The sequence below is a fragment of the Tamlana crocina genome, from assembly GCA_040429635.1.
In the GTDB taxonomy this organism is placed as follows: Bacteria; Bacteroidota; Bacteroidia; order Flavobacteriales; family Flavobacteriaceae; genus Flavisericum; species Flavisericum crocinum.
The window spans coordinates 433,594-457,731 of sequence record CP158972.1 but is presented as its reverse complement, the minus strand read 5'-3'; the positions used below and the strand labels follow the sequence as shown (position 1 = coordinate 457,731).

The following is a 24,138-nucleotide window of genomic DNA, read 5'->3' as shown; positions in this document are numbered from 1 at the left end:
TTATGTTTGGTTTTTATGTTATTTTTTTACAAACGACTCAATTATCGGATTAATCTGACTGGCCGTTTTATAATTTTCGTCATCGAACAAATACTTATAAAGCAATTTATTATCAACCTTTTCTTCTAAATACAAATCTTTGTTCCTAGCGAACACCTCATCCCATTTGGCTCTAACAATAGACCATTTTTCTTGTTGTTCACTCCAATAGTCTTGTGCCGCCTTACATTTGCTATCAGCCACTTTCACATAAGTATTGTAGCCTTTTTCATCGGCCAACACAACATCCTTTTTACCCTTTTCACGAATTACTTTATGGTTATCTTGATCGTGTACCCAACCTGCTTCTGTAATTTCGTGTCGATTGGTTCTTATAGTTACATTATAATCGCTACGTGTAGTATACTCGCGACGCGGAAGAGGCGCTGCCGTGGTGTTTTCCCAATAACTTTTCCCATCAACATGCACCCATGAGGCCGAACCAGCATAACGTGGGCTATCATCTACCTGAAATACTTTTTGCGTCCATTGGCCTTTTACGGCTTTTTTCGGAAGGCTTACATAGTTCCATTGATTGTCGTGGCCGTACTCATACAAATCGGTGTTTTCATACTCCCAATCCTGTCTCCAATGCTTTACAATGTGTGGATGCGCTGGCGGCCCAACAATTAACAAATGCTGCACCACTATTTTGTTTTTATCATCTTCAACCAACTGTACCCACTCTAAAGCTTTATCGTGTTTCGTTTTAGATGGCACATAAGCAGAATCACCAGAATATTCAAAAGTTTCAGCAAAATTAAAATTGACCTCATAGCAACCGCACATGCTTTTAATCGCGGCTTGATCTTGTTTTTTCTTGCTTTGTGCTACAACACTCAATGACAATAAAGTAAATACGGCTAAGGATAATAACTGTTTCATTTTTAAATTTTTTAAGAGTACAAATATAAAAATTTATGCTTATTTAGACTGAATCAAAATAACTTTTTATATTTGCGACAAAATTATATAGAATGAGTCTAAATAAAAATAAAACGAGTATTTATTTTTTAATTTTTTTCCCGCTTTTAGCTTTCGCGCAAAAAGTAGAGCTGGATTCAACAAAAACCCAGCAATTAGATGAGGTTGTTGTTACGGGGCAGCTTAAACCGCAATCCATAAGAAAATCGGTTTTTGAAGTTGAAGTCATCACTCGTGAAGATATTGAAAACCGAGCCGGAAACAACCTTGCCGATTTGCTCAACCAAATCTTAAATATTGATGTGTTTCAAAATGCCTCGAACGGGCGGTCCGAAATAAACGTTTTAGGTCTGGGCTCTCGTTATTTTAAGGTTTTAATAGACAATATTCCTGTAATAAATGAAGAAGGTTTTGGAAATTCTACCGATTTGACCACCATCAATTTAAACGATGTTGAGCGCATAGAATTGGTGCAGGGCGCCATGGGCGTGCAATACGGCGCCAATGCTATGTCTGGCGTTTTAAACATTATTACCAAAAAGAAATCGAAAAGCGATTGGGAAATCAACACATTTGTACAGGAAGAAACCGTGGGCAACGAATTTGAATTTTTTGATGAAGGGCGGCACATACAATCCATTAGTTTAGGGCATCAAATTACCGATAAGGATTTTATAAGCGCTACCTACAACCGAAACGATTTTGCGGGTTTTTACGATAATTTAAAAGGTGAATATTACGATGTTAACGATAGTTTAAGAGGCTACCGTTGGTTGCCAAAAATCCAGAATTTCGGAAAGTTTTTAATCAGCCATAAAGGCAGTAAAATCAATGCGTTCTATAAGTTTGATTATCTGCACGAAGATATTTTTAAACACGACTCAATTGTAAATTCAAATTACAATCCTGCAACCGAAACCAGCAATCCTTCGGCTTCGGACGAAAAATACAACAACCAGCGCTTTGTGCACCATTTGAACATCTCCGGTTTATTTGGTGAAGTGCCTTATAATATTTCGGCGTCCTATCAAAAACAAGAAAACAAACGGGAAGGCTACACCTATTATATTCGCGAAGACAGAAAAGATGTAGTGTCCGACGAAACGTACTTATCCAAAGAAGTGCTGTTTTCCAGAGGCACATTCAGTAATTTGATAAACCGTAAAAAATTTAAGCTTCAAGCGGGCTACGAATTTAATCGGGAATCGGGTTTTGGGTCGTCGTTCAGCGTCAATTTGGCTCCGGGTGAAGCAGGCGTTTCAAAAACCTTAACTAATTTGGATGTTTTTACTTCGGCCGAAATAGATTTTAACCAAAATTTCTCTTTAAAACCGGGCATCAGAGCTTCGTTTAACGATAAATTCAGCACCCAATATTATTATTCATTAAGTGCGAGACATTTATTCAAGAACCATTGGGAAGCCAGGGCCGTATTGGGTTTTGGAACGCGAACACCCACGTTTGACGAGCTTTACAGATATTTTGTGGATGTAAACCACGATGTACAAGGCAACGAAAACTTAAACCCTGAAGAAGGCCTCTCGGCATTTTTTCACCTTAAAAAACGTTCACGATTAGGCGAAAATTTTGTGATGGACAATAAGTTAACGCTTTCATACACTGGCCTTAATGATAAAATTAATATGATTCTTGTTAACCAAAGCCCAATGCAATTTCAGTTTAACAACATCGACGATTTTTCTTCATTAAATATAGCATTGGAAAACGGTTTCTATTTCAACAATTTCACACTCAACCTTGGCGCAAGCTATTTTGGCACCAACCGAACCATTGATTATGAGGCCGAAGAAACTTCGAACAGGCAAAACAACTTTCAGATAAACACTAATTTTTCGTATAACATCCCAAAAATTAATGCCATTGTAACGGCTTATTACAAGCATATTGGCGAAACCAACAGGTTTATACAAGATAGCGACGGCTTTTTCCAAACGCAAACCATAGACCCTTACAGTTGGATGGACATAAACCTGCGCAAGTTTTTCTTTGAAAAGCAGTTTGAAGCCACTTTTGGTGTTAAAAATGTTTTGGACACCGCAACCGTAAGCACCAATGCCGTAAGCGGTGGCGCGCATTCGGGCTCATCGAGCAGTATCACGATGGGCTACGGCAGGTCGTACTTTTTAAAACTGGCCTACAACATAAACATATAAAATGATGAAGAAATTATACCTTTTACTTTTTTTGATGATTTTAAGTTCTTGTAGCGAAGACGCAACTTTTGTGCAAGACCCCTTTGTTGTGGCATTTGAAAGTTTATCAAAAAATTTGATGGCTGTTGAAAGTGGAACCGAAATCGCCTTGGTATATTCTGAAACCGCTTCGGAAAACGGCACGGCGAACATCCAAATCACTTCAGAAAATGCCATTTACGGCATCGATTTTACAACAACTCCCGAAGCCATTGGCGGTAAAATTGTGCTCGATATTAATTCGGGCGAAAGCGCAAACAGCATCACCTTCAACAAAATAAACCCCTTTTTGGATGAAACTACCGAAATTAAACTGGCCGTTTCTTCAATAAATTACAGCAATTCCAACATTCAGGGCCATTCAGAATTTATTTTGAACGCTTCCGCATCGCTGGGCGGCAGCATCTCACCCGAAGTTGGCGGACCCAACCAAGGCAACCAGGTATTTGTAGATTTAAGCAGCGGCGCCACCACTTTTGCACAGCGCAATTCCTGGGATTTGGGCTTTTACGGCGGCGACGCGTTTAGGGTAGCCATAAACGGCTCGGTTTACATGGCCGTTGCCCCGTTGGATTTTACTGATATCGATGCCGTTACCGAAAGTGATGTTTCTGGTTTAAAAAGCCAGGTTGCAGTTGGCACATTCGATGCTGAAAATGCTGCGTACATTGATGCACCAAACGGCAATATTTTGGAAACCGCCATGGCCGAAGTTTCAGATAGTGCTTCAGAAAACAAAGTGTATTTGCTTAACCTAGGTTACGAAGTGGGTACAGCAACCCCAAACACAGGAAGCGTTGCCGTTGCCGGAAACCACAGGGGCTGGAAAAAAATAAGGATTTTAAAAAACGGCAAGGATTATGTGCTTCAATATGCCGACTTGGATGCTTCAACGCACCAAGAAGTTACCATAAACAAAACGGAGAATTACAACTTTTCATTTTTCAGCTTTAATACAAATAGTGTTGTTGATGTTGAACCCGAAAAAGAACGTTGGGACATCAGTTTTACGGTTTTCACCAATATTATTGAAGGCGCAGGTAGCTATGGGTATTCAGACTTTGTAACACACAACCGCAAGGGCGACACCGAAGCTTATATGGTTGAAACCACCAGTTTTGAATATGATGCTTTTGCTTTAAGCAATGTCGATTCCAACCTTTTCAGCAAAGACCAAACCACCATTGGCGCCAATTGGCGCGATGTGTTTTCGCATACCGCTTTTTCCGATAGGTTTTTTGTTGTAAAAGACCCCAACGGCAATATTTATAAAATTAAATTTTTGGCCATGACCAACGATAACGGCGAACGTGGCTACCCAGAATTTCAATACGAACTTTTACAATAAATTTTAAAATAGTATCAATCCTAAAAATGTTTACACAATGAAAACAAAACTACAAACCATTTTGCTGATGCTTGTTAGCTTTTCGCTATGCCAAGCGAAAGAAACCGAGGTTGATTTAACCATGACGGCCGATTACGCCAACGATGTATATTACAAATTAAGCGATGGCGCCACGAGCTCATACGACAGAAGTTTATGGGATATTGCCTTTTTACGAACCAGCGCCATGAATTTTTCGTTAAGGGTTAATGATGGTGCGGGAATTCAGGTATTCGACGTATCGAACGACCCGAACGATTGGAGCAATGTTGATGTATCCAACGAAGCCTCGTGGGCCGAGCTGCACAACGACGAAACCGATTGGAACTTGGGTGCTTTCGACCAAGGTTCGGCCGATGGCGCCTACGCCTACGGCTGGGGAAATTACAACTTTGCCACCCATCATATTGAAGGTGATGTGGTATTTGTTTTAAAATATGCAGATGGTTCTTATATCAAATTTTTCTGCGAAGACTATTATGGCGGTTACACCTTTAGATATTCCAGTTGGGATGGTTCTACTTGGAGCAGCGACACCACTGTAACTATTCCGAATTCGGACAACCCAAATAATATGTTCAATTACTACTCTTTAAAAAACGAAACCGCCACCATTGCCGAACCCGTAATTGGCAATTGGGACTTAAAATTCACAAAATATATTGCCGATTTAGATGGCGCAGGAACCTACTACCTGGTAACAGGAGTGCTTCATAGCGACGAAGTTACCGTGGCCCAAAATGAAGAACCAAGCAGCATGCCAGCAAACCCTAGTTTAAGCTATTCCGAAGAAATTAACACCATTGGCTACGATTGGAAATCTTTTAACATGAGCACCTTTACTTATGATGTAGATTCCAACCAAGCTTTTTACGTAAAATATGCCGATGATACTGTTTACAGACTTTATTTTACCGCTTTTGAAGGCAGCAGCACCGGAAATATTTCGTTCGCTTTTGAAGATGTAACCAGCGTTTTGGGTATTGAAGAAGTTAGTAATAGCGTTTCATTTGGCGTATATCCAAACCCTTCAACCAATAAAAAAGTAACTATCGTTTACGATGTAAACCAATTAAGTTCCGATAAAAACGAAGTTGCCGTTTATTCGGTAACTGGAGCTAAAGTTTTCAACGCTTCATTAAAAAACACCTCTGGTTTTTTCAACAAAACTTTAGATTTATCAAGTTTAAAAAACGGAATTTATGTTTTAAAACTTACATCAGGAAACCAAAGTGCTACCAAAAAATTGGTGCTAAAATAACTGATATTGGTTTTTGCCATAAAGTTCGGTTTTATATTCAAACAAAAAAGCCGCCCGTTGTTGGGCGGCTTTTTTGTTGAATTATTTCTTGAAAAAAAACAAGCTTAATATTCATCCTTCACATTTGACTTTACCCATTTCATACATTCCTTAAATGTTTCAAAAATGTGTTCCTTGGGAATTAAATCGGGGATAATATCAATACGCTCCATCATATATTTAGGTTGTTTCAACAAGCCTACAAAAAGCACTTCGATATTTTTTTTATTCAAATCCTGAAGCACGTCTTCCATGGCATAAAGCCCCGATTGGTCCATGTATTGCATCCGCCCCAACCTAATTATGACGGTACTTGCCGTTGCGGGAATCTGCTCTGACAATTGCTGAAATTCATTCGTTGAACCAAAAAACAGTGGCCCTTTAAGATGCTTGATGAATACTTCTTCTTTTAAGTTTTCAGGGAAACTAGCTTCATCTTTCCAAGCATCTTCTTGGAGAGGCGTTACATTACTGCGTTCGGCAGTTAGGTCACCTATTTTCTTCATAAACATCAATGACGCGATAATTAAACCGATACCCACGGCATATACCAAGTTCCAAAACGTAGAGAGGAAGAGTACTACCAACATAATGAGTACTTCTGAGCTCAATTTAAGTGGCCCTAGTTTGATATCTTTTGGCAAACTCGGAATGGCTTTTAGTCCTTTATAATCCATTACCCCAATACCCACGGTTATTAAAATCCCAGCCAAAACTGCCGCTGGAATTTTTGATGCGATTGGGCCTAAACCGAGTAAAATTACGAACAATAGCACTCCCGCAATCATTCCTGAAAGCTTTGTTTTTCCACCAGAAGTAATATTTACCACCGTTCGAATGGTTGCACCCGCTCCTGGAATACCTCCAAAAACGGCAGCGATACTGTTACCAATACCTTGCCCCACCAATTCTTTGTTGGGTTTGTGTTTGGTTTTGGTCATATTGTCGGCCACTACACTGGTCAACAAAGAATCTATCGCTCCCAAAAGCGCCAAAGTAAGCGCAGTGAACACATAGGGCGTTACCTTACTGAGCTTGAACCCTGTGATAATCTCTAAATTAGGTACTGGCAATCCGCTAGGGATTTCTTCGATGGGTCGGTAATCGAGCCCGAAACCAACCGCTATCCCCGACATGACCAATAAGGCTACCAACGTGCTGGGAACGGCCTTAGTAATTCTTTTAAAACCATAAATAATAAAAATAGTACCGAGTGCCAATATCAATTCCAACCAATTGACATTCTGCAACGCCCGTGGCAGCGCTTTAACGGCCCCTAAAGCCCCCGAAGCTTCCTTTGCTGCCAAAGTCTGGGATTCTTTTAAAATATCAGCTTGCGTTATCTCTCCCGCCCTTCTAATGGTTTCTTTAAAGTCTTCCAACACCAAAATGCCTTCTTCAGCTTCTTCTTTTAAAATATTCTCTAAAATAACCTCTTCGGCCTGTGGTTTAAAGGTATCAACAAACTCTACATCTTCTTTGGGATAATAACCCAATGAAGGCAAAATTTGGGTGAGCAGAATAATAACCCCAATAGCCGTCATAAATCCAGAAACCACTGGATAAGGAATATAACGAATGTATTTTCCCAAACCCAAAATACCAAGCCCAATTTGCATGAGCCCTGCCAATAAAAACACGGTTAGGATTACTGGCAGCGCTTGATTGACATCACCATCGTTAACGGCAATAATACTGGCAATCACCACCATACTCACGGCCGTCATGGGTGCGGTGGGCCCCGAAATCTGAGTGTTGGTTCCACCAAAAAGAGCAGCAAAAAAACTAATAAAAATAGCTCCGTAGAGACCAGCCGTGGGCCCTAACCCGGAAGACACCCCAAAAGCCAATGCCAATGGTAGCGCTACGATACCTGCGGTTATTCCTCCAAAGGCATCACCTTTTATGTTTGAGAATAATTTCTTCATAATTCAGTTTAATTTAGAAACACTAGTTAGGTTTATTGGTTTTATTGCAAAAAAAAATCAACACTTAAAGTATTGATTTTTTTTGATTTTTAAAAGTTTACAAAGGTCATTATATTAAATTGGTCGCGGCCATCGGTTTCAAAAAACTGGTTCATATAACCCGCTTCAACCCGAACATTTTTATTGATATTGTAGCCTAAACCTCCGTAAAGTCGGTTCCTATCGAAAACGGGTGATTCGGTATTTAAAAATATTTCGTTGTATGCTGAAAGATAAAATTTGCTTGGGATTTCATCCTGTGCACAAAGCGGCACGTTCACTCCCAAAAAGTAGCGAAAACGCATTTTAAAATCGGCTTCCACAAAACGTTGTTCAAAACGGTACCGATGTTGTAAGCTTACTGAGCCTATGGCTTGTTTTGAGATGAACTGTTGGAAAATACGATGCTCGTTAACCGAAACTTTATCATTTGTATTTCCAACGTAGTTTTCAGAAAGAATGTAGCCATAGCCAAAAAGCACGTTGCTTTTTCCTTCGTTAAAGGTGTACCCCAAACCGGTTCTTAACAGCAACTGCTCTAAATCGCCAATAGCGTTGTAGTTTCGGTACTGCACCTCGTTATGGATGTTCCACTTGGAATTTATTTTTTTGTTTCCGATGTAAATAAGCCAATTACCAAAATTGCTATCTTGGGCTTGGCCAAAAAAAGGTAGCATTAACCCGAAGATTAATGCCACCAAACTTATTTTCTTTTTCATGTGTCGATTTTTATTGTTTTTCAATGGGCACATGTAACCTTAATGTTCAAAATAATCATTCCACTGTGTGTTTAATGTCCCGATAGCTATCGGGATTAAACATGCTGGTTTCATATTATTTCTTCCCATACAGTGCTTTATTCGTAAAAAGTTACTGCACCCGTGTTTATATCATACATAGCACCAATAATGGCTATCTGTTTGTTATCTTCCATTTCTTTTAAAACGGGACTTTGCTTTCTGATATTTTCAATGGTTAAATCAACATTTTTCTCGGCAACATTGTTGACAAAATCGATATTGGAAGAATTTCTTTTGCTGGCATCTTCTGGTTCCTTAACAGCATTTACGGCTGGTTTAATTTTCCCCAACATACTGGTTAAGTTTCCTAATTTAGCATCGTCGCAAGCGCCTTTTATTGCACCACAACTAGTATGGCCCAAAACCACAATGATTTTGGTTCCTGCCAATTTACAGGCAAACTCCATACTACCTAATATATCTTCGTTTACAAAGTTTCCAGCAATACGAACACTAAAAATATCACCCAATCCTTGATCGAAAACCAATTCGGCCGACACCCTGGAATCGATACAACTTAAAATGGTGGCGAACGGAAATTGCCCATCGCTAGTATCGTTTACCTGTTCCAAGAGGTTTCTATTGGCTTTTAAGTTATTTACAAACCTTAGGTTTCCTTCTTTTAAAAATTGCAACGACTTTTCAGGTGTCATTGTTGCTTGTGTTTCTTTAGTGTGTGCTTTCATGATGTGTGTTTTTTAATTTAATTGGTTTAAGAGCGCGTTTACCCCGATATGAGCATAGACACTTCTATTTTACTGATAATGTCCTTGATATCAGATTTCTTTAAACCATCATTGTTTTGTTCTTTACTTTTTCGGTTTAAATAAAGTAAATTAATATTACTCTTCAATAGGTATTTAGATAAATTACTTACGGTATTGTCGTTGCGCTCGAAAACAAACTCCACATCCCCATTAGCTGAAGACGCTTCGTTGCCTTTGTGTTTTCCGGCTTTATCGACAACCTCAAATAGTTTTAACGGTTTTTGGGTCTGTTCCAATAAACTGTTGGTAATGGCATCGCTATAGCCCGAGGCCCTTCCGTTTAAAATAGCCATAAATAGTGCTTTATCGGGCTCAATGGTGTTTTTGCTGTTAACCACCAATACTGGGCCTTCATGGGCTTTTAAAACAAAATTTATAATCTTGTCTCCAGCCAAACCCAATCTCGATTTTCGGCGTCCCACAATAACAACGTCGGGTTGGTATGTATCCAATTGGTCTTGAATTTCGTTTTTTATGTTTCCGAAAGCATAACTGTAATCAATCTTTAGGCCGTAGGTTTTGGAAACCGACTTTATAATGCCATCAATACTGTTTTTGGTTAAACTATGCTGCTCGTTTATGGTGCGAAAGCTGGATAATTGGCTATCTCTATCCACCACATCCGTTCCTTTTTTCACATGAAAAAACTTGATATCAGCACTTAGGATTTTGGCCAAGGCTATGGCACTTTTAAGTATAGCCTCGGTAGAATCCTTTAAGTCTGAAAGAACTAAAATTTTATTTTTATTGCCATCCATGATGATTAACTTAAACTGATGCTCGACTTAGGTCTTTCATTGAAAAACTTAATAAAACTCTCAGGATTTTCTTCAACACCCCGTTTCGATACCAATTTGATATCGATATTCCGCTCTTTGGCTTTAAATAGGAAATCTTCAAGAATTTCTATGATATCGTTATCCAAATACCTTGTTTTTAAAAGATTCAGTTCCAAATAAGTGTCTTTTGGTAAACTGTCCAATTCCTTTAAAATAGCACCTTTGTTGAAAAAAGTTACCTCTTCGGCAAGTGTCATCTTAATTTTATGCTTTCCGTTGCTCTTGTCTTCAATATGAAGGAAATGCGAATTTTGGTAGCTCTTTAAAAGAATAACCACAATACCAACCATAAGTCCGAGACCGATACCATACAACAAATCGATAAAAACGATACCCAAAACCGTTACGATAAATGGCACCCATTGCTTCCAACCTAAATTGTACATCACTTTAAATAATGAAGGTTTTGCTAGTTTATATCCTACAACCAATAAAATGGCAGCTAGAACCGAAAGAGGAATCATATTCAACAATCTTGGAATCAAAATCACCGAAATCAACAAGAAAAATCCGTGGATAATAGCTGATAATTTAGATTGTCCACCTGATTGGATATTTGCAGAACTACGAACAATTACCTGCGTAATAGGCAATCCACCTATTAAACCGGAAAGAATGTTACCAGTTCCTTGAGCTAACAATTCTCTGTTTGTTGGCGTTACGTTTTTATGCGGATCCAGTTTATCGGTAGCCTCAACACACAACAATGTTTCCAAACTGGCTACCAATGCAATTGTAAATGCCACTACCCAAACATCGGGATTGGTAATCACTCCAAAATTGGGAAAACTGAATTGAGCCAAAAAGGACGAAGCATCTTCGGGTACGGGCACACTCACTAAGTGTGATTGCGCGATAGACAACGTTTGGTGGTCTTGTGTAAATACATAAAAAATGATACCTAAAATCACTGCTACCAATGGGCCTTGAATAAGTTGGAAAATTTTGGACTTTTTCGATAACACCCTATCCCATAAAATTAGAATGGCTAAACCAACAGCACCAATTAAAAACGACCCCCAAATAATATTATCAGTAATGCTAAGCAACGAAGAAAATGTATTTTCTCCGGATGCCTCAATAAAACTATCGGCTCCTTCGGGCTCGGCATCATAGCCAAAAAAGTGAGGAATTTGCTTCAGTATAATGATGATACCAATACCGGTAAGCATCCCTTTAATAACCGATGACGGAAAATAATACCCAATAACACCCGCTTTTAGCACTCCAAAAAGTAATTGGATAATTCCACCCAAAACAACGGCTACCAAAAAGTTTTGATAACCACCCAAAGTTCCAATGGCAGTTAATACAATGGCAGCCAAACCTGCTGCGGGACCACTCACCCCAATATTTGAGCCACTCAATGCTCCAACAACAATACCTCCAATAATACCAGCTATTAACCCTGAAAATAATGGTGCCCCACTGGCAAGAGCAATTCCTAAACATAACGGTAAGGCAACGAAAAATACAACTATACTCGCTGGCAAGTCGCTTTTAATAGTTTTAAACATATTATAATAAAATTTTTGGCTTGGCTCCTATAAAACCAAACTCAGAATAAACAATAAGAAATTGATTAAGACTTACTTTAAGCCCTAAAAACTGAATTATAATATGTGAAATTTTGGAGGAGGGGAGTTTAATTTTAAATGCGGATTGGGATACTTTTTTTGGTAATATTCCAAATCAAGCTCATTGTCCCCCAAAAAAACATTCAAATTGGTTTCGCCCATTTCGTGGCATAAAAGTTCTTTTTCAGAAATCTTTTTAGCACCTTTTTCTTCCTCTTCGGAAGTAGTGTAGAAAACAGAAACATCAACAGAATCGTCCAACAAAGAAACCACCGTTGGCGCCATTAAAAACAGCACAAACAGCGTTGTAAAGCATATTGAAACGATTTGTTTTAGCATAAAAATCTGTTACTAGGTTAACAAATATACAATTCTTAATGTTAAATTTCTATTAAAAATTGTTGAGCAGTTTTATATCTTCTGAAGCTACCCAACCAGTTTTTCCATCGGCCAGTTTTATTTTTTTCCAGTCGTTGTAGGTTTCTTCCACCTGAACTTTGGTGCCTTCGTGCAACCTAAAAGCCTCTTCGCCCCGTGCATTTGGCGTGCTCTTCACTTTGCTTTCCTGTACAAACACAATAGCCGGATTGTCGTTTTTGTCCAAATTGTATTTATGGAACGCAAACGCCAAAGCTATGAATATCAAGCCCAAGCACACAAAACTCCCAATAAACGCCAAACGTTTTCGGGCTGTGGAATAAGCGAAATAATAGATTAAAAACAAAACGACAAATAAGAACACAAAACCAACGGCTGTTTTGGCCCAAGCATCAAAAGACAACTTATTGGTGATGTTTTTCACAAGTTTTGAAACTCCGGTTTCTGGCACCACCTCAATGGCATCAATGGTCATGTTTTTGGCAAAAGACATGTTGTTTTTTATGTCCTCATCATTCGGAGCCAACTGCAAGGCCTTTTCGTAATAATAGATACTCGGGGCTATATGGCTCAATTTATAATGGGCATTTGCCAAGTTGAAATACAAATCGGATGAGTGCTGCCCCGTTTCCAAAATAGCCGTGTAATCGTCAATGGCTTCAGCAAATTTTCCTTCGTTGTAAAGGGCGTTCGCTTTTTTAAACAAGTCTTGGTTTTGCGAAAAAGACACCAACCCAATTAACAACAAAAATGTACAGAATAATGGTTTCATGTTTTAGCGTGCTTGTTTATCAATTAACGAAATGGTTTTGGCGGCCTTATCATAATCTTCCTGCATGGTTACGTTATCGATTGGGGTATAGCGTGCCAAATCGCAACTCTCAATAATACCTATAAAATCGTTTATCACTTCGCCGTTAACTTGCTTTTCTTTTAACAGATTTTCAATTTTATCTTTACTGAAATCGCTGGTTTCAATATGCAATTTTGCCTTTAAATAGTTGTGCAAAGCTTTTTCAAGGGCAATATAAAATTCTTCTTTTTTACCTAATGATTTTTTGGCATTGCTCAAATATTTTCTGGCGAGCTTATCGGCCTTTCTTATTTTGTTTCCAAACACGTCGGCATCTCGGCTGGCCTTTTTACGACGCACCACAATAGCCAAAGGAATGGCCAAAAACGGCATCAACAACAAACTCCAAAATAATTTGGTCTTGAAGAAATAGCTAATTTCAATAGGATAAAAATCAGTTTGGGTTTTAATGAATGCAAACTGATCGCTATTTAAAACCACCGCTTGCTTACCGACATTGCCACTTGAAACGGAATTATCGGCAGTGGCATTGTTTGATGGCCCACTCAATACGTTGATTACAATTTCATCGGAAGACAAACGTTTGTAGCTCTCGGTTTTTAAATCGAAATATGAAAACGAAATACTAGGAATTGGATATTTCCCTTTGTACTGCGGCACCACGGTATAACTATCGGAAATGGCGCCCTGCATTCCTGAAAGATTAGTACGTACATTTTCCTTATGCTCTGGTTCGTAAACCTCTAGCGAACTTGGCAAGGAAATTTTGGGCAGTTTAAACAATTTTAAATTACCATTTCCACCCACTTCCACTTTTACCTGAAGCGACTCAGTGGCATCCAATTCGGTTTTTGACGCTGAAACATTTAAATTGAAATCGCCAACCGCACCGGTAAAATCCAACGGTTTTCCTATTTCGGGCAAAGGTTTTACGTTAATACTTTTATTTCCGGCCGAAACAGTTCGGTTAGTACGTTGCATTAATACGCTTCCAAAAATATCACGTCGGTTGGTGGGTACGCGCAAAGCGATATCGAGCGTTAAGGGCTCCAAATCGAGCTTTCCTGTTTTTTGCGGATAAAGTACCGTTTTCCGAAGGACTAAAAACCGGTAATCCTCGCCGTTATATTTTCCGTTTTGTACTTTCTGGCCTTGGGTATCTATATTCTGGCTCCAAAAATCATTATACCTTGGCGTATCAATTTCGTTCCAATTATCGACAGCAATTTTCGGGGAAACGTACAACTTGTAAACCACGGTAATGGCCTCGTTTAAATACGGATTGGTTTTGGAAACTTCTGCTACCAAATGGATATTCTCCGAAGCTAGATACTGTGGGTCGTTGGGGTCTTTTGGAATCTCGACCGCGGCAGTCACTTCAATTTTTACGGGCGTGGTTTTATAAATAGTACCATCAATAACAATAGTAGCTTGCTGAATGGTAAAATTTCCACGTTTTTTAGGAGCCAAGAAATAACTGTAGGTTTTTTTGAAGGTGCGCTTGCCATTAATCCACGAGTTGCTCACCGACTGATTAGGACCGCCAACAACAGTGAAATTGGCAAAATCGGGCGGATTGAAATTATCGCCATCTTGATTCATTTCAAAATCAATGCGCAACCTTTCGTTAACCCCCAATTTTTGCTTACTTACCTTGGCATTAAATTGCACTTGTGCAGAGGCAAGGCTGGTTGTTAAAACTAATAATAGAAATATGTATTTTTTGAATTTCATTTTTTTAGATTGAGATGCTTCACTTCGACTGCGCTCAGTGTAGGCTCGCTCAGCATGACAAAACGACTGTAAACTTCGAGCTTCGGTCTTCAAACTTCTAACTTTTACCAATCTTTATCCGATTGAATGATGACCCCTTTCTGCTTTTCGGCATTCATTTTTTCCTGAACTTTTTGTTCTTGGTTATTCATGGCTTCCAACAAATTTTTTATCTGCTGTGGCGATAACTGTCCGGGCTGTGGTTGTGGTTTCGGCTGCTCTTTTTGCTCGTCGCCACCCTCACCTTTATCTTGTTTGTCATCTTCGGGCTTGCCTTCATCTTCTTCGTCCTCTCCTTCTTTATTGTCTTGGTCGCCCTCGTCTTTGTTATCGTCTTGATTATCGCCCTCTTGGTCTTGATTATCTTGGTTATCCTGATTTTCCTTATTCTGGTCGTTTTCCTGTTGGTCTTTATTGTCTTGGTTTTCGTCCTTGTTATCCTGATTCTCGTCTTGGTTTTGGTCTTTTTGCTGTTCGGCACAGTCTTTCGCCACTGCCAAATTATACCGAGTTTCGTCATCAGAGGGATTGTTTCGTAACGCGTTTTTATAAGCATCAACAGCTTCCTGACACTTTTTTGCTTGCATTAAAACGTTCCCGATATTGTGATATGCTTTGTGTTTTTCTGTTTTTGAAGTCGCCGATTTAGCCGCTGCTTCCAATCTGTAAATAGCTTCATCAAAATTACCTTGCTTAATGTACGATGTGCCCAAATTGTAACTACCCACCGCCAAATTAGGTCGTTCAGAAAGCGCTTTTCGATATTCCATTTCGGCAGCAACGGCATCTTCATCCAATAAGTTATTACCCTGGTAAACAAAATTATTAGCCTTTTTTAAAGCCAACAACTGGGCTTTATCCTCTTCTTGCGCAAAGGAGAAAACAGTTGTAAAAAGGAGTAAAATTGCTAGTAATTGTTTCATTTTTTATTTCTAAGTTAGAAAATATGCTATGTTTTGTTCGTTAAAAATTTTATAAAATATCTCGATTCCAGCAGTTTATAAATTTTCATTGAACAGGTTCAACTTTTTCAGCCAAGCTGTTTTTCGCTCTAAAAGGAAAATATCCAGCAACAAAAAGAAAATACAGAAGCCTAAAAACCACTGAAACTGCGATTTAAAATCGGCAAACTGTTTCGATTCAAATTCGGTTTTGTCCATGGCATTCAATATTTCGCGGATGTTTTCAACAACATCTTTAGTATTCTTTCCGTTTATATAAGCTCCGTTAGCTTCACTCGCAATATTTTTAAGGGTTTCCTCATTCAACTTGGTAATTACCGTTTCGCCTTGGCTATCCTTTTTGTAATTCAGTACCACACCATTTCGTTTTTCTGGAATAGGCCCACCTTTTACATCGCCCACACCAATGGTAAAAATACGAATACCTTCTTCGCTAGCTTCTTCGGCCACTGTAGCGGCCTGCTCGCTATGGTCCTCTCCATCTGAAATGATGATGAGCACGCGGTTGGTTTGCTCTTCGTCATCAAAATAGGTTTTCGCCAGATTAATGGCTTCGTTAATGGCTGTACCTTGCGACGACAACATATCGGTATTCATACTTTGAAGGAACATTTTGGCCGAAGCATAATCGGTAGTGATAGGCAATTGCGGAAAGGCTTTCCCGGCATAGGCAATAATACCAACGCGGTCGCTAGCCAAATTATTGATAATTTGCGTTACCAATTGCTTCGATTTCTCCAATCGGTTAGGCGCAATATCTTCGGCCAACATACTTTTTGAAACATCGATAGCAAAAACAATATCGACACCTTCGCGTTTTACGGTTTCCAATTTCGTGCCAATTTTGGGGTTTACCAAAGCCAGTGCCAAACAGGCAAACGCCAAGCAAAGTACCGTAAGTTTTAAAATGCTTTTGAAAAGTGAGGTATTCGGACTTAATTTTTTGAGCAACTCCTTATCGGCGAACTTCCGTTGGGCGCGGTATTTCCAAAACTGAAGCACCAAAAAGAGCAACACCACTACAGGAATAACTGCCAATGCCCAAAACCATATTTTTTCGTCTAATTGATACATTTATTTAAAATTCCAATTTTAAAAATCTAAATCACAAAAGTTCCACTTTATGAGTTTCCGCCTTCGCGGAAATGCAAAATTTATTATATGAAACTTCTGAAAACGGTAAACCTCAGCAACACTTCCAACATTAAAAGCAAGCCTGCCAAAATCACCAACGGACGGAATTTTTCATCATAATTATAAAATTTAAATTCCTCAATTTCCGTTTTTTCAAGTTTGTTTATTTCATCGTAAATCTCTTCCAGCTTTTTATTATTTGTGGCCCTAAAATACTTTCCACCGGTAACTTCGGCGATTTCCTTTAACAAAGCTTCGTCAATTTCCACCTGAATACGGCCGTATTGAAATTGCCCGTTGGGCAAAATAGCAACGGGCGACAGTGCCATACCGTTGGTACCCAACCCAATGGTATACACTTTTATACCATATTCCACGGCCAATTCGCTGGCAATTTTTGGGTCGATAAACCCAGTATTATTCACGCCATCGGTGAGCAAAATAATCACTTTACTTTTCGCTTTGCTGTCCTTTAAACGGTTAACCGAAGTGGCCAATCCCATCCCAATAGCCGTTCCGCCTTCAATAATCGTGTTATATTTTATGCTTTTTAATGAGCGCAATACAATGGCTTTATCGCTAGTAATTGGGGTTTTTGTGTAGCTTTCCCCAGCGTATTCCACCAACCCAATACGATCGTTGGGGCGTTTTTTTATGAAATCGGCTGCCACATCTTTTAAGGCCTCCAATCGGTTGGGCGACAAATCTTTTGCCAACATACTCGCCGAAACGTCAATGGACATCACGATATCGATACCACGTGTGGTTTTAGTTCGTGTAGACACGTCAACCGACTGCGGACGCGCCAAAGCCGTAATTAACAGCACCAAAGCCAACAAACGCAACACGAATAACAAATGCCTTAATTTGGGCAACCAAGAGTTAGTAACTTTAAAGCCTTTTAAACTTGACATTTTAAGCTCGGCGGTCTGCTTTTTATTTTTGAACACATACCAAAGCACGGCCAAAGGCAAGGCCAACAGCAACCAGAAAAACTCTTTATTTACAAATTCTATGCCTTCAAACATTAGTTTTCTGCTTTTTTAAGTTCTACGGAATTTAAGATGCGCTCTACCATTTGCTCGGCGTAGTTATCATCCAACTTCCAAACTAACAAGATTTGCTGAATCACATTTTCAGAATTGAACAGCAAAATGGTGTAATTACCTTTTTCCTTTTCGTCGGGTACAATGGTAGGAAAATCGCCCGTACCATAAATCTTGAGGCCTTCGGCGCCATTGGGCGTTACAAACTTGTCGTTCTTCACCAACATATTCTCTACACCCTGCTGCTCAATCATTTTCATGCTTTGATCGGCAACCTGTTCCAACTCAATTTTGTTTTCTCCTAGGTTTTTAATCTTAGTGTTTATAACCACAATATTAAACCCATCAATAAGGCTTCCGTAGCCAAACATGGTCATATCTACTTGTTGCTTTGCTTCCTCAGGAATGGGCGGCGGCATGCGTTTTAAAACCTTTGGCGTACTTATGGTTACCGGTGGAACACCATATTGGCTGGTTACCCACTCGCCTTCTAAAAGTTCTTTGCTATCGTGGCCTATTATAGTGTCTTTTACATAATCGAAACCAAATTTTACAGAAAGCCCGGTGATTGTGGCCAAAAGCAAAAACACGCTAATACCCACAGTAAGCCACACTTTTTTACGCTTCTTTTTACGCTCTTGCTCTTCGCGATATTTTTGATCGAGAAGTTTTTCTTCTTCAGTGGGTTCGGGCAAGGCTTCTTTAACGTGATCTATTTCCAAATCGATGGTGTCGCGGTCTATTTTAGCCAACTCGATATCTGGGGCAGATTTAGCAAATTTCACCAAATCGGCACGTTTTAAAATCGCCTCCAGATTTTTAATATCCTCTTTACTCAAATCAACCTGATTGGCTTCTTTTAATAAATTCAATCGGTTAATTAGCTCATCAGTGGTACTTTCCAAAGCATGGTCGTACACTTTTTCATCTAAATATTTTCGGATGATAAAGGTCAATTCAGAATAATAATCCTTTAGGTTTTTTTCCTGTAAATAAGGGGCCTCATCCAGTTTTTTCAATGCCAATTTAGCACGGTCGTATGGCGGAAGCAAAGCTATTTTTTCTTCCTCGGTTAATGGTTTTTTTCGCCAAATAAACCAATACAATAAAAAGGCCACAGCACCGAGCACCAACAAGGTAATGAGCACATATTTCCACCAATCGCAGCCTTGTTTTTCAACGGCTATAATGGGTTTGATATCAAATAAGCCTTTGGTAGAATCGACTACTACATTACGAACTTCAACCTGCAGCGAATCGGTAAAGAATGTTTTATCACCAATGATGATTTTTTGCCTAGGGATGGTATAAGTCCCCGAATCGAACTGCGTGAGTCCGTATTTTTTAATGAGGTTGAATTTATCGTTGTTCTTTAAAGTATCGACATTGTATGATTCAATCATTTCCAACGGCGAAAAGGTTTGCCCCTCTGGAAAAACCACTAATTTGGTAGAATCGACCTCTACTTGAATATGATAAGTAATCTGTTCTCCAATTTTTATAGAATTAGAATTGATGGTTGATTTGACTTGGGAAAAAGAGAATAAAGAACTGAGTATTAAGAATAAAGACAGAAATAAACTTTTGTGGAAGTTTGTTCCTAATTTTAATACTTTACCAATAAATCTGAAATCGTAATTCGTCATTCTTAAATCCAAAATCGTTTATCCTCTTCTTTTAAAATAACCCAACAGCTTTTTCACGTAGCTTTCGTCCACACGGCAATCAATAGCACCGGCACCCGATTTGGTAAAGCTCTCTTTATAGTAATTCACTTTTTCGTTGTAAAACTTACCGTAATTTAATCGCACTTTTTTCGAGGAGGTGTTTACCAACATGAGCTCGCCCGTTTCTTCATCCTGCATTTGTACCATACCTAAATTAGGGATTTCCTCCTCGCGTTTATCGTACACCCGTATGCCCGTTACATCGTGTTTCCCTGCAACTATTTTCATGGTGTGGTGGTAATCGTCGGCAATAAAATCAGACAGCACAAAAACAATAGCTTTCTTTTTCATGACGTTTTGCATGAATTTTAAAGCTTCGGCCAAATTGGTTTGTTTACTTTCGGGCTGAAACTCTATCAATTCGCGAATAATGCGTAATACGTGCGAACGGCCTTTTTTTGGCGGAATATACAATTCAACCTTATCGGAAAACAAAATCAGGCCAATTTTATCGTTGTTTTGAGTGGCCGAAAATGCCAATGTCGCAGCTATTTCGGTAACCACCTCGTTTTTAAACTGCTGTTCCGTTCCGAAAAACTCCGATCCTGAAACATCGACCATCAACATCATGGTTAGCTCGCGTTCTTCCTCAAACACTTTTACAAAAGGTTCATTGTAGCGTGCGGTAACGTTCCAATCTATATTACGAACATCGTCGCCAAATTGATACTGCCTTACCTCACTAAAGGTCATACCACGCCCTTTGAAGGTGGAATGGTATTCACCCCCAAAAATATGATCAGACAACCGACGTGTCTTGATCTCTATTTTACGTACTTTTTTTAGTAAATCTTTGGTATCCATTTGAATTGTTCAAGGTTTGAGGTTTAAGGTTCAAAGTTTAGAAACATTGAACTTGAAACTTGTAACTCGGAACTCATCAAGGCACCTCTATTTCGTTTACTATTTTGTTGATGATATCGACGGAAGTCACATTTTCGGCCTCGGCTTCGTAAGTAATACCAATTCTGTGTCTTAGCACATCGTAAACCACGGCACGCACGTCTTCTGGGATTACGTAACCGCGACGTTTAATGAACGCGTAACATTTTGCGGCAGTGGCCAAGTTGATACTACCACGTGGCGAAGCACCGAATGAAATTAACGGTTTTAAACTGGTAAGTCTGTATTTTTCTGGGTATCGTGTAGCGAAAATAATATCGAGGATGTATTTTTCAATTTTCTCATCCATGTAAACCTCACGCACCGCTTGTTGTGCATTTAAAATCTGCTCGAGCGACACCACTGGATTCACTTTTTCCCAAGCACCTTTTAAATTGGCACGCATAATGAGTTGTTCCTCATCAATTTTTGGGTAGTCGATAACGGTTTTCAACATAAAACGGTCTACCTGAGCTTCTGGCAGCGGATAGGTTCCCTCCTGCTCTACCGGGTTTTGGGTAGCCATTACCAAAAATGGTTTGTCCAACTTAAAAGTATCGTCGCCAATGGTTACCTGCTTTTCCTGCATGGCTTCCAGTAACGCGGCCTGTACTTTGGCAGGTGCTCTGTTCACCTCATCGGCCAAAACGAAGTTAGCAAAAATAGGTCCTTTTTTGATGGAAAAATCATTGACCTTCATATTGTAAATCAATGTACCGGTAACATCAGCCGGCAAAAGATCGGGAGTAAACTGAATCCTGCTAAAGCTACCATGAACCGCTTGCGAAAGTGTATTAATAGCCAAGGTTTTTGCCAAACCTGGAACACCTTCCAACAAAATATGCCCCTGACCGAGCAAACCGATAAGCAATCGTTCTACCATGTACTTTTGGCCAACAATTACCTTGTTCATTTCCAACATCAGCAAGTCAACAAAAGCACTTTCCTTTTCAATTTTCTCGTTAATCGACTTAATATCAATTGTACTTGTTTCTTCCATCATTTTTCATTTTTATTAAAAGCCCGAATATACTGCCCTTATTTGAGCATTGCAAATTGTTAAAATTTTTATTTCACTGCTGTTAAAAATTGGTTAAAAATGAACTTCAAAAGGCGTTAATTAATGGTTAAAACCAAGAAAGGCAACATACTCGCTTTGTTTTATCAATTATTATGATTGCTTTTGAGGTTTTGAAGTAAAGTGTTTTAAGGAATATTCTGAAAAGTGGCATGTCTCATAATTATTTTCAATCCATTGAAAACCAAAACATATAATTAAATCAATTTACATTGGTTTTGATTATTTTTATGCTGAAAACCAAATAAGATTATGAACATAACCTATTTGTTGGGAGCGGGCGCAAGCTATGAAGCATTGCCAATAGTAGAGCAAATACCAGATAAATTAGAAGGTTTTTTAAACCAATTCTACATTTCCAGTTTTGACTTTGTCATTAAAAATCAACAAAAATCCAGAATTGGTGAAAAACACTTATTCAGATTTAATTCAATCGAGGGACAAAAATTAGAGTTTGAAAAAATAAAAACATTCCACAAAGATATTCTTTGGTTAGTAAATGGAGCTAAAAACCATACTAGTATTGATACTTTTGAAAAAAAATTATATCTACAGGATAATCATACCGATTTAAAAAAACTAAAATACATCTTATCTTGTTTTTTTATTTATGAACAAACCTTCCACTTTGATAAAAGATATGATAGCTTTTTTGCTTCAATATTAGAAAGCCTATCCGAAATACCAAGTAATTTAAAAATTTTATCGTGGAATTATGATTCACAGTTAGAAATTGCTTTTAGTAGATTTTCTAACAAAACAATTGAAGAAAGCAGAGATATTTTAAACGTTTTCTCAAAAGGGAACATGCCCACCTCTTCTGCCGAAAACCTTAACAATGAATTTAATGTTTTTAAAGTTAATGGCACAACCAATTTAAAAAATAAAAAAAACGAAACTTACGACTTGATTGAAGATTATGATATTGATGAAGTCAATTTGGTTTCGAGTTTCTTAGAAATCTATAGCAGCAGAAAACTATTCTCAGACTACGAACCAAATATGTCTTTTGCATGGGAAAACTTTAAAGAAGAGTCCAAGTTTTATAATAATTTGCAAAATTCTGTTGAAGAAACTGAAACCCTAGTTGTAATAGGTTATTCATTCCCTTTCTTTAATAGAAAAATTGACAAGTTCATCTTGGACGCAATGCCCAAACTAAAAAAAATTTATGTCCAAGACCCTAAATATTCTAAAGATATAATTGAAAAAATAAAAGGATTAATCCCTGAAAAACAAGTCCAGCACTATGGCTATTTAGGGCCCATATTATACGAACCTAAAACATTTCACGACCAATTCTTCATCCCTATAGAGTTCTAAACTTAAACCCATGAGATTCCTACCTTCGCAGGAATAAGAATTATGATTAACAAGCGCCTACTCATAAAACACCTTTTGGCCCATAACGACGAAAACAGTTTTTACGACAAAAAACGCAAGATCGATATTAGCCACAAAGAAGGCAAGGCCAAGTTTTTAAAGCATGTTTGCGCACTCTCGAACAGCAACCCCAAAAACAACTCGTACATAGTAATTGGCGTTGACGATGCCGACAATAAAATAATAGGTGTCGATTTTTTTGACGACAGTAAAATACAAAACCTCATCAATGCTTATTTAAGCCATCCACCCATTGTACAGTACGAAAACATTGCTTTTCCGCACTTACCGGAAGATAAAGTGGTAGGATTGGTAACCATTCGCCCCACTGGAAAAATTACTTCGCTGAGAAAAAACATTTGGAAATATTACGGCGGCTCGGTGTTTTTTAGGGACGGCAGTATGAGCATGCCCAAAGTGTTCGATATTGAAATTAAAGATGTTAACTCGAAAATTGTCGAAGCCGTTGAAAATAATGCGCAGAACAATATTGAACACACTCTAGACGGGGTGTTTCATTTTATGGACACCCGAAAAGATTACAACGCTCAATACAAAGTGTTTAAGGAATATTTTGTGGTATGCTGGGCCGGTCAAAAAAAAATGGTAAAAGACGAAACGTTCTATTCGCGGGTGGATATTGAATTGATCAACGAGCAGGTGCGTTTGTTTTTTTCGGCGTTGGATGAAGTGGCCATCACCATTGACGAAGACAGTTTTAAAATATTAGAGTATGTAAATTTAGGGCTTTACGACTCGAAAAAATACTATCCTTTGGAAGAAACCCTAATTAATTTTGAAGAGAACGCACAATACCACATAAAGACTAAACTGCTATTTGAACCGCCACAATTCGATAAAAAAATACTGCACCACATTTACAACACCAACAATGCTATTTTAAACAAACTGAAAAAAGGGCTCAAACTCACCGAACGACAACTATCCGACTTAAAAAATCTGCCTAGCACTTACCTTATTTGCTATTTAAACTCGTTTCATGAAGCCTTAGAAAAACTTAATGAAGCTAAGCCTTATCTTAAAGCGCACAGTGATGAAGTATATCAACTTTACAAAGAAGCCCTTCGAATACTTAGAAAAGTGAAGTATAATTAATTACGATTAATTTAACCCTTACTTAACATTAT

20 protein-coding genes are annotated in these 24,138 nt (G+C 38.5%); 5 read left to right on the top strand and 15 right to left on the bottom strand.

The window, feature by feature from the left end; all coding sequences use genetic code 11:
• Positions 1-18 precede the first annotated feature (18 nt).
• Positions 19-924 (bottom strand): DUF6607 family protein, encoded by a 906-nt coding sequence (locus ABI125_02060; protein XCF06654.1) that lies wholly within the window; start codon positions 922-924, stop codon positions 19-21.
• Positions 925-1,016: 92 nt separating this feature from the next.
• On the opposite strand from ABI125_02060, the gene ABI125_02055 reads away from it, so the two are divergent.
• Genes ABI125_02055 through ABI125_02045 form a run of 3 tightly spaced genes read left to right on the top strand, consistent with a single transcriptional unit; the run spans position 1,017 to position 5,824 of the window.
• Complete coding sequence (locus ABI125_02055; protein XCF06653.1) at positions 1,017-3,137, top strand: TonB-dependent receptor plug domain-containing protein; 2,121 nt, start codon at positions 1,017-1,019, stop codon at positions 3,135-3,137.
• A 1-nt stretch (position 3,138) separates the two neighbouring features.
• Complete coding sequence (locus ABI125_02050) at positions 3,139-4,524, top strand: HmuY family protein (GenBank protein XCF06652.1); 1,386 nt, start codon at positions 3,139-3,141, stop codon at positions 4,522-4,524.
• 37 nt (positions 4,525-4,561) lie between these two features.
• Entirely contained in the window at positions 4,562-5,824 is a 1,263-nt protein-coding gene (locus ABI125_02045) for a T9SS type A sorting domain-containing protein (protein XCF06651.1), read from the top strand.
• Positions 5,825-5,928: 104 nt separating this feature from the next.
• Here the strand turns inward: ABI125_02045 and ABI125_02040 are convergent, their stop codons facing one another.
• From ABI125_02040 to ABI125_01975, 14 genes are all read right to left on the bottom strand, one after another.
• The gene (locus ABI125_02040; protein XCF06650.1) at positions 5,929-7,791 is read right to left on the bottom strand and encodes a SulP family inorganic anion transporter; all 1,863 of its coding nucleotides are present in this window, start codon (positions 7,789-7,791) and stop codon (positions 5,929-5,931) included.
• 89 nt (positions 7,792-7,880) lie between these two features.
• The gene (locus ABI125_02035) at positions 7,881-8,549 is read right to left on the bottom strand and encodes a DUF2490 domain-containing protein (protein ID XCF06649.1); all 669 of its coding nucleotides are present in this window, start codon (positions 8,547-8,549) and stop codon (positions 7,881-7,883) included.
• Positions 8,550-8,686: 137 nt separating this feature from the next.
• Positions 8,687-9,316, bottom strand: coding sequence for a carbonic anhydrase family protein (locus ABI125_02030; protein XCF06648.1), 630 nt, complete (start codon positions 9,314-9,316; stop codon positions 8,687-8,689).
• A gap of 38 nt (positions 9,317-9,354) precedes the next feature.
• The gene (locus ABI125_02025; protein XCF06647.1) at positions 9,355-10,155 is read right to left on the bottom strand and encodes a universal stress protein; all 801 of its coding nucleotides are present in this window, start codon (positions 10,153-10,155) and stop codon (positions 9,355-9,357) included.
• Positions 10,156-10,160: 5 nt separating this feature from the next.
• On the bottom strand, positions 10,161-11,753 hold the full coding sequence (locus ABI125_02020) for a SulP family inorganic anion transporter (protein ID XCF06646.1): 1,593 nt from the start codon (positions 11,751-11,753) through the stop codon (positions 10,161-10,163).
• 96 nt (positions 11,754-11,849) lie between these two features.
• Positions 11,850-12,152 carry a hypothetical protein gene (locus ABI125_02015; protein XCF06645.1) on the bottom strand — a complete coding sequence of 101 codons (303 nt, stop codon included), beginning with the start codon at positions 12,150-12,152 and terminating at the stop codon, positions 11,850-11,852.
• Between the two features lie 52 nt (positions 12,153-12,204).
• Complete coding sequence (locus tag ABI125_02010; GenBank protein ID XCF06644.1) at positions 12,205-12,963, bottom strand: tetratricopeptide repeat protein; 759 nt, start codon at positions 12,961-12,963, stop codon at positions 12,205-12,207.
• 3 nt (positions 12,964-12,966) lie between these two features.
• The gene (locus ABI125_02005; GenBank protein XCF06643.1) at positions 12,967-14,739 is read right to left on the bottom strand and encodes a BatD family protein; all 1,773 of its coding nucleotides are present in this window, start codon (positions 14,737-14,739) and stop codon (positions 12,967-12,969) included.
• Between the two features lie 104 nt (positions 14,740-14,843).
• On the bottom strand, positions 14,844-15,701 hold the full coding sequence (locus tag ABI125_02000) for a tetratricopeptide repeat protein (protein ID XCF06642.1): 858 nt from the start codon (positions 15,699-15,701) through the stop codon (positions 14,844-14,846).
• Positions 15,702-15,776: 75 nt separating this feature from the next.
• Positions 15,777-16,814: a VWA domain-containing protein gene (locus ABI125_01995; protein XCF06641.1), complete on the bottom strand. Its 1,038-nt coding sequence runs from the start codon at positions 16,812-16,814 to the stop codon at positions 15,777-15,779.
• Positions 16,815-16,897: 83 nt separating this feature from the next.
• Positions 16,898-17,902, bottom strand: coding sequence for a VWA domain-containing protein (locus ABI125_01990; GenBank protein XCF06640.1), 1,005 nt, complete (start codon positions 17,900-17,902; stop codon positions 16,898-16,900).
• On the bottom strand, positions 17,902-19,566 hold the full coding sequence (locus tag ABI125_01985) for a BatD family protein (GenBank protein ID XCF06639.1): 1,665 nt from the start codon (positions 19,564-19,566) through the stop codon (positions 17,902-17,904). The genes ABI125_01990 and ABI125_01985 overlap by 1 nt, the downstream gene beginning before the upstream one ends.
• An 18-nt stretch (positions 19,567-19,584) precedes the next feature.
• Positions 19,585-20,451: a DUF58 domain-containing protein gene (locus ABI125_01980; protein XCF06638.1), complete on the bottom strand. Its 867-nt coding sequence runs from the start codon at positions 20,449-20,451 to the stop codon at positions 19,585-19,587.
• A 76-nt stretch (positions 20,452-20,527) separates the two neighbouring features.
• On the bottom strand, positions 20,528-21,529 hold the full coding sequence (locus tag ABI125_01975) for a MoxR family ATPase (GenBank protein ID XCF07863.1): 1,002 nt from the start codon (positions 21,527-21,529) through the stop codon (positions 20,528-20,530).
• 330 nt (positions 21,530-21,859) lie between these two features.
• Between ABI125_01975 and ABI125_01970 the strand changes: the two genes are divergently transcribed.
• Both ABI125_01970 and ABI125_01965 read left to right on the top strand, forming a co-directional pair.
• Positions 21,860-22,930 carry a hypothetical protein gene (locus ABI125_01970; GenBank protein XCF06637.1) on the top strand — a complete coding sequence of 357 codons (1,071 nt, stop codon included), beginning with the start codon at positions 21,860-21,862 and terminating at the stop codon, positions 22,928-22,930.
• Positions 22,931-22,972: 42 nt separating this feature from the next.
• Positions 22,973-24,106: an ATP-binding protein gene (locus tag ABI125_01965; protein XCF06636.1), complete on the top strand. Its 1,134-nt coding sequence runs from the start codon at positions 22,973-22,975 to the stop codon at positions 24,104-24,106.
• Positions 24,107-24,138 lie beyond the last annotated feature (32 nt).

What these genes read in the sequence shown, in the direction of transcription:
- ABI125_02000 (XCF06642.1), bottom strand. Translation starts at nt 15,701, where the DNA reads ATGAAACAATTACTAGCAATTTTACTCCTTTTTACAACTGTTTTCTCC.
- ABI125_02030 (XCF06648.1), bottom strand. Translation starts at nt 9,316, where the DNA reads ATGAAAGCACACACTAAAGAAACACAAGCAACAATGACACCTGAAAAG.
- ABI125_02040 (XCF06650.1), bottom strand. Translation starts at nt 7,791, where the DNA reads ATGAAGAAATTATTCTCAAACATAAAAGGTGATGCCTTTGGAGGAATA.
- ABI125_02050 (XCF06652.1), top strand. Translation starts at nt 3,139, where the DNA reads ATGATGAAGAAATTATACCTTTTACTTTTTTTGATGATTTTAAGTTCT.
- ABI125_01990 (XCF06640.1), bottom strand. Translation starts at nt 17,902, where the DNA reads ATGTTTGAAGGCATAGAATTTGTAAATAAAGAGTTTTTCTGGTTGCTG.
- ABI125_02025 (XCF06647.1), bottom strand. Translation starts at nt 10,155, where the DNA reads ATGGATGGCAATAAAAATAAAATTTTAGTTCTTTCAGACTTAAAGGAT.
- ABI125_01995 (XCF06641.1), bottom strand. Translation starts at nt 16,814, where the DNA reads ATGTATCAATTAGACGAAAAAATATGGTTTTGGGCATTGGCAGTTATT.
- ABI125_02055 (XCF06653.1), top strand. Translation starts at nt 1,017, where the DNA reads ATGAGTCTAAATAAAAATAAAACGAGTATTTATTTTTTAATTTTTTTC.
- ABI125_02010 (XCF06644.1), bottom strand. Translation starts at nt 12,963, where the DNA reads ATGAAACCATTATTCTGTACATTTTTGTTGTTAATTGGGTTGGTGTCT.
- ABI125_02045 (XCF06651.1), top strand. Translation starts at nt 4,562, where the DNA reads ATGAAAACAAAACTACAAACCATTTTGCTGATGCTTGTTAGCTTTTCG.
- ABI125_01965 (XCF06636.1), top strand. Translation starts at nt 22,973, where the DNA reads ATGATTAACAAGCGCCTACTCATAAAACACCTTTTGGCCCATAACGAC.
- ABI125_01980 (XCF06638.1), bottom strand. Translation starts at nt 20,451, where the DNA reads ATGGATACCAAAGATTTACTAAAAAAAGTACGTAAAATAGAGATCAAG.
- ABI125_02015 (XCF06645.1), bottom strand. Translation starts at nt 12,152, where the DNA reads ATGCTAAAACAAATCGTTTCAATATGCTTTACAACGCTGTTTGTGCTG.
- ABI125_01970 (XCF06637.1), top strand. Translation starts at nt 21,860, where the DNA reads ATGAACATAACCTATTTGTTGGGAGCGGGCGCAAGCTATGAAGCATTG.
- ABI125_02035 (XCF06649.1), bottom strand. Translation starts at nt 8,549, where the DNA reads ATGAAAAAGAAAATAAGTTTGGTGGCATTAATCTTCGGGTTAATGCTA.
- ABI125_02020 (XCF06646.1), bottom strand. Translation starts at nt 11,753, where the DNA reads ATGTTTAAAACTATTAAAAGCGACTTGCCAGCGAGTATAGTTGTATTT.
- ABI125_01975 (XCF07863.1), bottom strand. Translation starts at nt 21,529, where the DNA reads ATGGAAGAAACAAGTACAATTGATATTAAGTCGATTAACGAGAAAATT.
- ABI125_02060 (XCF06654.1), bottom strand. Translation starts at nt 924, where the DNA reads ATGAAACAGTTATTATCCTTAGCCGTATTTACTTTATTGTCATTGAGT.
- ABI125_02005 (XCF06643.1), bottom strand. Translation starts at nt 14,739, where the DNA reads ATGAAATTCAAAAAATACATATTTCTATTATTAGTTTTAACAACCAGC.
- ABI125_01985 (XCF06639.1), bottom strand. Translation starts at nt 19,566, where the DNA reads ATGACGAATTACGATTTCAGATTTATTGGTAAAGTATTAAAATTAGGA.